Genomic DNA, 12,064 nt, shown 5'->3' with positions numbered 1-12,064 from the left:
AAGGCAGCCCCGGCGAGGTTGCCCCACCAGCCTATTCTCCTCGATTATATAAGGAAATAGCCTGCCGAATATTTCGCTGCTGCTTGCCCTGCATCACGAGCGGCACAATGAATAGGGGCATGCCCGCGTACACCAAGGGCGAAATATTGGCCCGGCCACCCCCAGAGTTACTCAAAGAAGAAAATACACCTACCGCCATGATGCCGCCGGCAGCAATGTAGCTCAGCGTGCTGTAAGTCTGATACTTGCGCGCTTGATCCATTAAGCCGCGGCTGGCCGCATAATCGGAAGTAGCCACGCTCAGATTGCGCAGGTTTAGGTCCTCGATGGGGCCATTATCCTTGCTAAAGTATTCGTTTTTGGTAGTACGGTACATGGGTCCGCCAAAGCCCCCCATGCCACCGTAGCCGTAGCGCCCGAAGCCGTAGGGGTTATAGCCATAGCCGTTGCCAGCGTACTGTGTGCTGGTAATAGAATACAAGCTGATGCGGCCTACTCGGTCGCGGCGCAGCGTAACCTCGCGGGAAGAACGGCCCGGTAGGGTGGTGCGCACATAGTGGCCCGACTCGTCCTGGTAGTAGCTGACGGTGTTCATATCGATGCGCTGCTGGCCGTCGAGGAGCAGAAAGGGCTTGCCAAATACGGGCTGCTTGGTTTCTACATCATAGGCCTGAAACGTGCGGCCATCTTTCAAGCCCACGGCAAAACGAGTGGTTTCGACTGGCGGCGCGGCGCGGCGGCGCTGTTGCTCGGCCCGCACCGAGTCGGGGAGCACGGGGGGCGTATTCAGCGTAGCAGGCTTCGTGGCTGCAGGGCGAGGCGCCGGCGCAGTGGGCTGGGGTAGCGTATTCAGCTCGCGGGGCGCATCTTGGGCCAAGGCGGGGGCAGCCGATAGCGCTAGTAAAGGGAAGGTCAGGAAGAGAAAACAGCGGATCATGCGGGCGGGAGGCAATAAAGTGGTTAGCAACACGGGCTCGAAATACGGTGGATGGCCCTGGTTTGGTACACCCAAAATGCCCCTGCCAAAAGTATTTATTTACCGGCATTTGCCGCCATCAGTACCAACACAAAAGGGCAGGAGATTGAAGCTGGGGGACAATTCTCACCCAAGAGCCCGGTAGTGCGGCAATCGTTGCGTTGCGCCACCAAAAACTTTAGCGCAATACTACGATGCGCTCTACTCCATAAGGCAATTTGCAGAAAGTCGGTACTTGCTACTTGGTGCAGCCTAGTTTAGGTTTACGCCAGCAGCTTTTCCAGCAAACTCAGGCTGTCCACCATATCCGTGGACGTCTCGAAGTCGATGGGCTTGAGAATATAGCCGCTCACGCCCAGGTTTTGAGTATTGAGGCGATCAACATCCATTGCCGAAGTGGTGGTGATGAACACCGGAATATCACGCAGATTGGGGATGCTGCGTAGCTCGGCCAAAAACTCGTGCCCGTTCATCTTCGGCATATTCAAATCGAGCAGAATAACCTCTGGAAGCGGGTCAATGGCTTCCTGCCCATTGCGGCCCAGCAATAAATCCAGGGCCTCAATGCCGTTGAAAGCGGTGTAAAGCTTATGCTGCACGCTAAACTTGGCAAAGGACTTTTGTACGATCAGCGTATCAAAGAAATCGTCTTCGACGAGGAGAACAGAGCGCATAAGGGAATGCTGAACGAGTACTAGGAAGGGAGAGCCGCCGGTGCTGCCACCAACGGTTGGGGCGTAAGAGTTTGGGGCCAAGTGAACACAAAGGTAGCACCCTGCCCCGGTACCGACTGCACCCGAATGGTGCCTTTATGCTCCTCAATTATTTTTCGCACGATACTCAGCCCTATTCCTGTGCTCTCCGCCGTGTTGCGGTCGCGCAGGGTTTGGAAAATGTGAAAGATCTTCTCGTGGTATTCCGGCGCGATGCCCGGCCCATCGTCGTGCACGCTAAACTCGTAGTCCCGCTTGCGCTGCTCCACTGTCACAGTCAGGTGACCGTGGCCAAGGTGGTGGTGCTTTACCGCGTTGCTGAATAAGTTGGTAAACACCTGTTGTAAGCTCAACCTGTCCGTCTCGAACGGAGGCAGGCTGGGGGGCAATTCGACGGTAAAACCCTTGGGAACCACCATTTCCGCTACTTCGGCCACCAGAGCGCGCACATCCACCGTCTCAAGCTGGGGCTGCGTGCGCCCCACGCGGGCATAGAGCAGCAGGCCATTGATAAGGTCGTCGAGGCGGGTGAGGCGGCCTTTTAGCATGCCTAGATACTCGCGCATTTGAGCCGAGAACTCATGGCTTAGCTCTTCCTCCATCCACTTTACCAGTGCGCCAATACCGCGTAGGGGCGCTTTCAGATCGTGGGAGGCCACGTAAGCGAACTGGTCGAGCTCCTGATTGCGCTTCTGCAAGGCCGCAAATGTCTGGTCTAAGGTTTTAGTCATGCGATTAAGCGAGGAAGCTAGGTTACCGAGACTATCCCGCTCCTGATCTCGTATTTTAACCGAATAATCGCCTTGTACTACTTGCTCCGCTAGGTTCTCAATGAGCTCAATACGTCGGGTAGTTGCCTGATGGACGGCCGCCAGTTCGGCTTGCAAGCTTTCGTTAGCTTTCAATTCCTGCACAATTCGGCTAAACAACCATAGCACGATTAGAATAGCCAGCACAGCCGAACCAATGATAGCTATTGGCGCTGTGCGCTCCCAGATATCCCGGTAGCGCGTTCGCTGCCGTAGCAGCATGTCCTCTGAGTTCTTAATGCGCGCAAGAATAGCCCGAATCTGCTCGAGCAGGCGCCGGTCGCCGCGCACCAAGTCGCGGGCGGCATACGGGCTGGAGGGCTGCTTACGCCAGGTATCGAGCAGCAGTATTTCCTGAGATATCATCCCACCCAGGGTGTCCAGGCGCTGCTGATGTTCAGAGTTGTCGAAGGTTAGGTGGCGCAGGCTTTCGTAGTTGCGCCGGACGCCGCTAATTAGGGGGTCGTAATTCTCTAAATAGGTCTTGTCGCTTAGTAACAAATACCCCCGAATTGCCCCCTGAGCATCCCTGATCTGAGTGCGCAGATCGGTGGTGTGTTGCAGCACCCGGTAGGTGTGTTCCACCCGGTTGGTGTAGTAGGCTACTTGCTGAATGCTCAGGTAAGCCAGCAAGGAGGTAAGCAGCAGCACTACCAGCGCAATACCAAAGCCCAACCTGATTTTAGTGTTAAGATTCAGCTGCACTTTATGAAACGCAAGAAGTGAAAAGTAAGCCAGCGCCGCGCCCGCCCCGCTGCCCAGCGTGTAAAGCTCGCATTTTTACAACTGAGGCCCCAACGCTTACCCGACTTATTGCCCGGCGAAGATTCTACCTTTGCCGGCCGGGCTGCCCAGTAGGCTGTTCCGCCACGTTTTTCGTTTCTAGCCGGAAAAAATGCCTTTCGACCCGATTACCAGCCCCCAGAACCCGCGCATCAAAAACCTGCTGCGGTTGCAGCAAAAGCCCGCTGAGCGGCGGCAGCAAAACCTCACTATTATAGAAGGCTACCGCGAGCTAACCATTGCCCAGCAGACCGGCGTGGAGGTCACGACGCTATTCGTATGCCCGGAGCTAGCCGGCGCAGGACGGCAGGAGGAGCTGGAAAAGTTATTTGCCCCCCAGCCCGAGTCTTTCATGGTATCGAAGGCCGTGTTTGAGAAAGTAGCGTACCGCGAGGGTTCTGATGGGGTGCTGGCCCTGGCTCGCCCGCCGCGCCGCGCCCTTTTTGACCTGAAATTGCCCCCCAAGCCCTTGCTGATCATTCTGGAAGCCGTAGAAAAGCCGGGTAACCTGGGCGCCGTACTCCGCACCGCCGACGCGGCCCGCGTAGATGCCGTTATCGTGTGCGACCCGCGCACCGACTTATATAATCCCAATGTCATTCGGGCCAGCATTGGCTGTGTGTTTACCAACCAAGTGGTGGCCGCGCCCACCGCCGAAGTGGTAGCCTGGCTGCGCCAACAAGGTATTCGCAGCTTCGCTACCACCCCCGCCGCCACAGCCCTGTACACCGACATGGATTTTCGCGGCGGCAGCGCCATTGTGATGGGCACTGAAGCCACGGGCCTCAGCGACGAGTGGCTCGCGGCGGCCGACGCCCAAATCAAAATCCCCATGGCCGGCTACATCGACTCCCTGAACGTGAGCACCTGCACTGCTATTATGACGTTTGAGGCCGTGCGCCAGCGCGGGGGGCAAATCTAGCCAAGCTGCACGCACGCTTGCCTCAACGAATTACTTCCACCCAGCCTTTGAGCGTGAGGGCGCACTGGGGCTGGCGCACCTCGTAGTAATACATACCGCCCGGCTGACCTTCGGCTTGCCATTCGTTGTGGTAAGCCGCGCTCTGGTACACTTCGCGGCCCCAGCGGTTAAAAATGCGCAGCTCCGGAACGCCCAGCTCGGACGGAAGAACGAAGTTGTCGTTGCGCCGGTCGCCGTTGGGCGTGATGACGTTGTAGATGTTGCGCTCGCCGGCTGCTCGCACCGTGAAGGCAATGGTGGTAGGGCAGGGGTCGGCGTTCGTGATGATTACTTGGTACACCCCGGCCGTCTTCACCACAATGGAGCGGGTTGCTTCGCCCGTCGACCACTCGTATTTGCTGCCGGTTATGCCCGCGTCCAAGGTAAGTTGGGCGCGGCAATCCAGAGAGTCAGTTCGCAACACTACAGTTGGGGGGCTTTGTATGACAATATTCCTGCGAATGGTTTCCTGCTTATTGCCGCACACGTTGGTTAAACTCACCGTGAGCTGTACCTGATACGTACCCGGCCGCTCATAGCGGTGCTGAGGAGTAGCGGTCGTTGCCACCGGGCTGCCATCACCAAAATTCCACTCGTAGCGCTGGGCTCCCTGACTGGTGCTAATAAAGTTTACATCGGTAGTCGTGCAGGCTGCCGGTGGGAATTGCATAGCCGCCACTAGCACGGGCGCGGGCGCATCTACTACCACCGTAGTCCGAACAACACTGCGCTGGGTACCACAGGGGCTAGACTGCTCGGCCGTGAGCTGCACCTGATACGTGCCGGGCGTCGCAAATCGGTGCTGCGGAGCCGATGTAACTTCCACTGGGCTGCCATCGCCAAAATTCCACTCGTAACGAACCGGCCCGGTACTGGTGCTGGTGTTCCGAAACTGCACTGTGTAAGGCGCGCAACCCGGCGCCACAGCTTCGACGGCTGCCAGCAGGGGCGAGGCTGGGGGAGTAACCTCCACACTTGTAGTTGTGGTAAGGCGCTGCGGTCCACAGCCACCAGTGCGGGTTACGGTCAGGCGCACGACGTAGGTGCCTGGCTGTACAAATTGGTGGCTGGGCGTTGGCGTGTTATCAACGGGACTGCCATCGCCAAAGTCCCACTCGTATGTTTCGGCCCCGCTGCCGGCATTGCTGAAAGCTACGGTGTAGGGCGCGCACCCTACCGGCACGGGGGGCAAAGCGGCCGTAAGCGTGGGCAAGCTTGCGCCCGCGGGCAGCATGTTGAACTTGAATGCCGCGCCACTATTAATACTAACGGTTTTGGTGGGAGAAAATGAGCCTGGCGTGGTAGTAAAGTTGGTGGTGGTGGTGCACTCGATATGGTACAGCACGCCTTGCTTGGTAATTTCATTGGAGGCGGCGGGGTGCAAATGAGTGCCGCCGTTGGCTGGCCCGCCGAAGTAGGTGCCGTATTCCAGGGCGCGGGCTTCGGGGCTCAAAACCGCTAAATAAATGCTGCGCTGCGTACGCGAGAACGCATCGTCAGTGACGGGCGACGCATTGCTGCTACCGTAGGCACAGAAGTAAATACGGTTGCAGGCATCAAGGTTAAAAGCCGTTATCAGGGTCGAGGCAAAAATGGCATTCGCGTTGGCTGTCGTGATCTGCGTGGAGAAGCTGGTCGTGGTCAAGGCCGGATTCAGGCAGTGAATAAATACCTTGTCAGTATTTACTGCCTGCGAGCTGTAGGCCCCTCCGCTTACGGGGTAGCTTCCAGTAGTAGCGCCGGCTACCAGTACCTGACCCGCTGAGTCGAAATCAATAAAACGAGCTAAGTCATTACCGTCGGTGCCTAGGAAAGTGCCCCCCAGCAAGGTGGTGCCGTTGGCGCTGAGGTGAATCAGAAAGCCATCATTCGCCCCTCCCAAGTACTTGCTGTTGAGCCCCGAAGTACCTAATGAAAAGTTGATACTGGCCGTTTGGCCGCACACATACACGGTGCCATCCGACGCTACCTTGATGTCGTTCACCTGATCTTCCGCCGAGCCGCCCAAGTAAGTAGACCACTGAATAGCGCTCATGGCTTCGTTGAAGCGGGTTATGCAGCCTTCATTGCCAAATGCCGTTGCCCGCGCGGGCTGAATGGCATCGCGAACCGGAAAGTCGGTGGAATTAGTATTGCCGCCTACCAATACATCACCCGTGGGCGTAGTAGTCACCGTAGCTGGCTTGGATGATTGAAAGCCCCCTTCAGTACCGCTTCCTCCCAGGTAAGTAGAAGCCAGCAGGGCCGACCCATCATCACTCAATCGGGAAATGACATAGTCCTGGGGGCCGCTCAGGCTTTTATCGTAGGCTGTGGCGGTGACCGGGTAACTAGTGGAGCTGGAAGTGGCCAGTACAATCAATTCGTTTTTGGCCGTAATCCTCATATCCAGCGGATATTCCTGCGCATTCCCGCCCAAATAGGTAGAAAATAACACGGTACGACCGGTGGGGTCCAGCTTGGAAATGCCCATGTTGGCCCCACGTCTGGTCGTTTGGTAGGCCCCCACCGTCACCGGGTAATCCGGATTTAGGGCGTAGCCGGCAGTGTACATATTGCCGTACTCGTCGCCCGCCGCCGAGTTGGCCGACAAAAACGTGGAGTTAGTGGTGTAAGTGCTGAATACTAGAGCCGGATCGATGATTAACGGTAGTTTCCGGTCGTAAGATTCGGTGAGCTCGAAGCGGACTTCCTGATCAACCAGGCGAAAACGGCATCCTATGGGGCGTCGCTTCCCGTTGGCTAGCTCTTGGTAGGCGATGGGCGCTTGCTCGGCCAATACGCCTAAGTGGGTGTGCATTTGTAGCTGTCCTTTCTGTATTTCCAGCTTGTCGAGGCCCTCATAGCGCATCCTGATCTGGCTGGGGTCGGCGCCGGGGGCCACTTCGTAGTCGTATTTGAGCTGCCCGTTCACTGAGTGCCACACCATATTCACGCCCGTATACACCTGCTCGTAGCGCACAGCGGCAAACAAAGGCACTTTGGACGCCCACTGCTTAGGATCGGAGCCCAGGAAGTAGTTGTGATAGGTAGACTGCTGCTGCTGGCCGGTGCTTTTAGGCGTCATTCGAGCTCCCACCAACTGCATCCGAAAGGCATGGCCCTGCACGGGTGTGCTAGTAGCGTCGTAGGTATGGCCGTACTCGGTTTGCGGCGCGAGCAGGTTGTAGGTAAATCGATTGTTTTCTAAAAATAAATGCCCCCCCGGTACGGCCGTAGCAAATTGTACCTGAGCGGGCCACTGGCCTTTGTTGGCAACAAACTCAAAAGCGCCTTGCTCGGGTGCATTTGCTAGGCCCTGCAACAGTGTTATTAAACTCAGTAATACTGTAAAAGTCAGCCGCATAAAGTCAAATAGTTAGGCAACGGGGACTGCGCTGCACCCACTATTTTCGGTTGGAAGCAGACTTTTCAAAACTAAAGCGAAATAAGAATAATAGCAGGATAATCAGCGCTGTAAACTGCGCCGTGTGTAGCATTTATTTGAAAATTTGTGAAAACTCGCAACGTCAGTTAAATAGCAACGCAAGCTTAGCCGTCAACAAAACGGTTTTTTGCCTTTCTCGACTCATTAGCGGATGGTAAAAAGCCCCCCAGGCTGCTTACTGACGTTGGTGGGTAATATCGAGCTCGGTGAGCCGAAGGGTATGATCAAGAGCGTAGCGCACAGTGCGCCGGCCACCAGTGGGCTTGTCAGCAGCGTCGGCCGGACGGTAAATGGGGAAGGTGCGCACTAAGTCGTCGCCAGTTATTACGAACTCATCTCGGCCCCGATACCCCGACGTCGCTTCGGGGGGCAAAGTCGGAAGTTGAAAACGCTCCCAGTTCTGGGGGGCAAATTCGTAGCCGTATACCTGCCCTTGGGCATTTGGGGCAGTACCTCGCACAAAAACTAATACTTCCGGCAGCTCATTCTGGTTTAAGTCCGTGAGCACAGCGTCGGTAATTTCCCCAGCAATAGAATCGCGAATAGCCGCCATTTCCCGGCCCGACTGCCGAGCAGTCAGGGCCAGTAGACGGCGGTTGCCAGCGCCCATAGCTATAATATCAGCCGTAAAACCGCCCCGCTCCAAGGATTTGGTGAACGTAGGCCGTGGGGCCGGGGCGGGCTCCGGAGTCGTCGTCACTGTCTCGCCCCGGCGCGGCTCAGCCCGCTGCTCCTGCACTGCCGAGCCGCAGCCCGAGGCCATAACTACAAGAAAACCGGCAGCAATTGACGCGTGTTTCATACTGCAAGCTACGTAGCGCGGCTATATATTGATCTGCTCCGCTTAAAAGTTTGCTTCTGCTTCTCTGCGATGTCGTGAATGGTTTGCCGGGGGGCAAATGAGCTGGCTTTTATACCCGTTTAAACTCCTGCACCCATACGTCTAGCGTATCAGCTGCGTGTAAGAGCGGTGCACCCACGGGAGTAGGCAAGCTGTGGCTTTCTACCACCGTAGACTGCCACTCACTCAAGCTAGCTTCGCGAAGCGTCCACGGCTCATGATAAAGCTGCCCGCGCCACAGATCATTGCCCCGTATTGCTTGCCGCAAATCGGGCCCGGCAGTATAGAGGTAGTAGCGCTCGGTGAGAAAATGTTGCAAAGTGCCGGGTCGCGAGGCGGGCAACGCCTCACCTAGCGTCCAAGTAGCCGCAAAGTCAGCAGACGCGAAGCCGCGGTGCGTACGCTCGGCTGTTGCGCGTAGCGTGTTGCCGGTTTGAGTCAGGCTCATGCGGGCGTGCAGGTAGGGCAGATGAAAAAACGTGCGCGCCGCCCATACGCCCAAGGCCAGCGAGGCATCAAGCGAAAGAAACCATACACCCGGCACCCCGTCGAGGCGGGCGTAGGTGCGTACATTCAACTCATGCAAATGATGCAGCCCCGGCACAGCTGGCAAGCCCAGCGGCCGAATGTGGCTCATGGTAAACGGCACCACGCCCAGCCACGCTTGACCGTCAAACAGGTCTAGTTCCAGACGCTCCGGCAGGTAAGGCCGCAGCAATTCCGGCGCTACGGGCCAATGCGCAAAAAGCAGCTGGCTCCACCGCTGCCGCATCAGAGGCAGGCCTGGAGGGCTTTTTTTCAAGGACTTTGAGAGGGTAGGAGGAGGCATAGCAGCGGATACTGCCTCGTAACAAACTAAGCTAGCAAAGTGTCTGGCGCAAAGCCTTAAAACATCAAAAGGGTGCAGCCAACGGCTGCACCCTTTTGATAAAAGCTATTAATCGAAAATTAGTCGATCTTCTTAGCTGAGCGCAAACGCTCGTTTTCGTCCAGCAAAATCTTGCGCATCCGCACTGACTTAGGCGTTACTTCCAGATACTCGTCTTTTTGGATGTATTCCATGGCCTCTTCCAGCGAGAACTGACGCTTCGGAACAATCTTAGCGTTTTCGTCCGAGCCGGAAGCACGCATGTTCGTGAGCTTCTTACCTTTCTGGATGTTGATGGTCAAGTCGTTCGGGCGGGTGTGCTCACCGATAACTTGGCCAGCATATACTTCTTCGCCCGGATCAACGAAAAACTCACCACGGTCTTGCATCTTGTCAATAGTGTACGCGGTGCCAGCACCCGTGTCCATCGAAATCAGCGAACCAGCAATACGGCCAGGAATTACACCTTTGTAAGGCTCGTAGCTCAGGAAGCGGTGGTTCATGATAGCCTCACCAGCCGTAGCGGTCAGTACGTTGTTACGCAGACCAATCAGGCCACGAGCCGGAATGTTGAACTCCAAGTGCTGTAAGTCGCCTTTCGGCTCCATGATGGTCAGGTCGCCCTTACGCATCGTCACCAGCTCGATAACCTTACCAGCAGTTTCCTCTGGCACGTCAACTACCAAGTGCTCGATTGGCTCCAGGCGGTTACCGTTATCATCCTCTTTGAAAAGCACCTGGGGCTGGCCTACCTGCAATTCAAAGCCTTCACGACGCATCGTTTCGATGAGTACTGACAAGTGAAGAATACCGCGGCCGTACACCAAGAATGTATCTTCCTTATCAGTTTCCTTTACACGCAGTGCAAGGTTTTTCTCAGTCTCTTTGAACAGACGGTCACGCAAGTGACGCGAGGTCACGAACTTACCTTCCTTGCCGAAGAACGGCGAGTTGTTGATGGTGAACAACATGTTCATCGTCGGCTCGTCAATGCTGATAACTGCCAATCCTTCTGGATTGTCGGCATCTGCCAGCGTATCACCGATATCGAAACCCTCGATACCCGTTACGGCGCAAATTTCACCCGAGCTAACTTCCGCTACCTTGTTCCGGCCAAGGCCTTCGAACACGTGTAGCTCTTTGATTTTTACTTTCTTGATAGTGCCATCACGCTTCACTAGGCTCATGTTGGAGCCTTCTTTCAGCGTGCCACGGTGTACGCGACCAATGGCGATACGGCCCACGAACGACGAGTAGTCGAGCGAAGTCACCTGCATCTGGGGCGTGCCGTCCAAGGTAGGAGCTGGGGGAATGGAAGCAACAACCGCGTCGAGCAGCGGAATGATGTTGTCAGTCTTTACTTTCCAGTCGGTGCTCATCCAGCCTTGCTTGCTGGAGCCGTACAGGGTTACGAAGTCAAGTTGATCTTCCGAAGCGCCAAGGTTGAACATGAGGTCGAAAACCTGCTCGTGCACCTCGTCGGGGCGGCAGTTTTCCTTGTCTACTTTGTTCACCACCACGATAGGCTTTAGGCCCAAGTCAATGGCTTTGCCCAGAACGAAACGGGTCTGCGGCATGGCGCCTTCGAAGGCATCCACGAGTAGCAGTACGCCATCGGCCATCTTCAATACGCGCTCTACCTCACCGCCAAAGTCGGCGTGACCAGGAGTATCGATGATGTTGATCTTAACGTCCTTATAACGAACCGATACGTTCTTGGAAACGATGGTAATGCCCCGCTCGCGCTCCAGATCATTGTTATCTAGGATCAGGTCGTCGAAGTGCTGGTGCTCATCGAATAGCTTAGAGGCGTGAATGATTTTGTCCACGAGCGTCGTCTTGCCGTGGTCAACGTGCGCAATAATTGCGATATTCCGAATGTTCTGCATACAAATGTTTTTGCGGGCGCAAAGGTACGCAATTGTCAGCGGATAAATGAGTGAGGAGGAAATGTTAACTATTTGAAACTGAAATAGCACCCACTCGCGCGAACCGAACCCAGACCCAGCCGCGTATGTTGTGCCAGTAGCTACCGCAGTGGCGTGCTACCCATCTGTTTCATTTATACTTCCCTTACTTTTTTCCGAATGCGTACTTACGCTCTAATTCTGGCTTTTTCCTTTTTAACTCTGGGCACTGCCTGCTCCCAAAAAAAAGACGGACTGGCAACCGCTAAGGCTCAAGCAGCTACTAAACCTAGTGGTGCTGCCAAAGCCTATCCTACGGCCCAGCCCATGACCAACAAAGCCGACGAGTTTGCAGTTCGCAAAACGGAGGCAGAATGGAAAAAACAACTTACTCCTGAGCAATTTAACGTACTGCGGGAGCAAGGCACCGAGCGGCCATTTGCTAATAAATACAACGATAACCACGAGCAGGGCGTGTATCACTGCGCTGGCTGCGACAACCTATTATTTAACTCTGCGACTAAGTTTGAGTCGGGCACGGGCTGGCCCAGCTTCTTTGCGCCGGCCACGGCGGCCAGCGTAAAAGTACAGCAAGACAACAGCTACGGCATGTCGCGCGACGAGATTGTGTGCGCCAAATGTGGCGGCCACATCGGTCACGTTTTCGACGATGGCCCCAAGCCTACTGGTCAGCGGTATTGCATGAATTCGGCGGCTATGACATTCAAAAAGCAATAAGTCATTTCAGGAAAGCCCCCAGTGCGGCCCATTAGCATAGT

General features: G+C 55.7%; 9 protein-coding genes. 2 read left to right on the top strand and 7 right to left on the bottom strand.

The features are described 5' to 3' along the window. Window positions 1–31 precede the first annotated feature (31 nt). The 3 genes from ACW9KT_RS14835 to ACW9KT_RS14825 form a co-directional block, all read right to left on the bottom strand. Window positions 32–937 carry a hypothetical protein gene (locus tag ACW9KT_RS14835; protein WP_457081732.1) on the bottom strand — a complete coding sequence of 302 codons (906 nt, stop codon included), beginning with the start codon at window positions 935–937 and terminating at the stop codon, window positions 32–34. 302 nt (window positions 938–1,239) lie between these two features. Then, the gene (locus tag ACW9KT_RS14830; protein ID WP_457081730.1) at window positions 1,240–1,650 is read right to left on the bottom strand and encodes a response regulator; all 411 of its coding nucleotides are present in this window, start codon (window positions 1,648–1,650) and stop codon (window positions 1,240–1,242) included. A 20-nt stretch (window positions 1,651–1,670) separates the two neighbouring features. After that, window positions 1,671–3,203, bottom strand: coding sequence for a sensor histidine kinase (locus tag ACW9KT_RS14825; protein WP_457081728.1), 1,533 nt, complete (start codon window positions 3,201–3,203; stop codon window positions 1,671–1,673). A gap of 190 nt (window positions 3,204–3,393) precedes the next feature. On the opposite strand from ACW9KT_RS14825, the gene ACW9KT_RS14820 reads away from it, so the two are divergent. Then, window positions 3,394–4,203, top strand: coding sequence for a TrmH family RNA methyltransferase (locus tag ACW9KT_RS14820; RefSeq protein ID WP_457081726.1), 810 nt, complete (start codon window positions 3,394–3,396; stop codon window positions 4,201–4,203). Between the two features lie 22 nt (window positions 4,204–4,225). Here the strand turns inward: ACW9KT_RS14820 and ACW9KT_RS14815 are convergent, their stop codons facing one another. The 4 genes from ACW9KT_RS14815 to typA form a co-directional block, all read right to left on the bottom strand. After that, entirely contained in the window at window positions 4,226–7,588 is a 3,363-nt protein-coding gene (locus ACW9KT_RS14815) for a DUF7948 domain-containing protein (protein ID WP_457081724.1), read from the bottom strand. A 256-nt stretch (window positions 7,589–7,844) separates the two neighbouring features. Continuing rightward, complete coding sequence (locus ACW9KT_RS14810) at window positions 7,845–8,471, bottom strand: hypothetical protein (protein ID WP_457081722.1); 627 nt, start codon at window positions 8,469–8,471, stop codon at window positions 7,845–7,847. A gap of 109 nt (window positions 8,472–8,580) precedes the next feature. Then, window positions 8,581–9,312 (bottom strand): YqjF family protein, encoded by a 732-nt coding sequence (locus tag ACW9KT_RS14805; RefSeq protein WP_457081720.1) that lies wholly within the window; start codon window positions 9,310–9,312, stop codon window positions 8,581–8,583. Window positions 9,313–9,458: 146 nt separating this feature from the next. Beyond that, window positions 9,459–11,267, bottom strand: a complete 1,809-nt coding sequence (gene typA, locus ACW9KT_RS14800) for a translational GTPase TypA (protein ID WP_457081718.1) — start codon at window positions 11,265–11,267, stop codon at window positions 9,459–9,461. A gap of 198 nt (window positions 11,268–11,465) precedes the next feature. On the opposite strand from typA, the gene msrB reads away from it, so the two are divergent. Then, window positions 11,466–12,023, top strand: a complete 558-nt coding sequence (gene msrB / locus ACW9KT_RS14795; protein ID WP_457081716.1) for a peptide-methionine (R)-S-oxide reductase MsrB — start codon at window positions 11,466–11,468, stop codon at window positions 12,021–12,023. Window positions 12,024–12,064: the final 41 nt, after the last annotated feature.

This window comes from Hymenobacter sp. HD11105, assembly GCF_054051685.1.
Note: the sequence above shows the minus strand (reverse complement) of the source record. Positions and strands in the feature narration are given on the sequence as shown.

Coding starts and splice junctions, on each gene's coding strand:
- ACW9KT_RS14830 (WP_457081730.1), bottom strand. CDS start 1,650: ATGCGCTCTGTTCTCCTCGTCGAAGACGATTTCTTTGATACGCTGATC.
- ACW9KT_RS14810 (WP_457081722.1), bottom strand. CDS start 8,471: ATGAAACACGCGTCAATTGCTGCCGGTTTTCTTGTAGTTATGGCCTCG.
- ACW9KT_RS14815 (WP_457081724.1), bottom strand. CDS start 7,588: ATGCGGCTGACTTTTACAGTATTACTGAGTTTAATAACACTGTTGCAG.
- typA (WP_457081718.1), bottom strand. CDS start 11,267: ATGCAGAACATTCGGAATATCGCAATTATTGCGCACGTTGACCACGGC.
- ACW9KT_RS14835 (WP_457081732.1), bottom strand. CDS start 937: ATGATCCGCTGTTTTCTCTTCCTGACCTTCCCTTTACTAGCGCTATCG.
- msrB (WP_457081716.1), top strand. CDS start 11,466: ATGCGTACTTACGCTCTAATTCTGGCTTTTTCCTTTTTAACTCTGGGC.
- ACW9KT_RS14820 (WP_457081726.1), top strand. CDS start 3,394: ATGCCTTTCGACCCGATTACCAGCCCCCAGAACCCGCGCATCAAAAAC.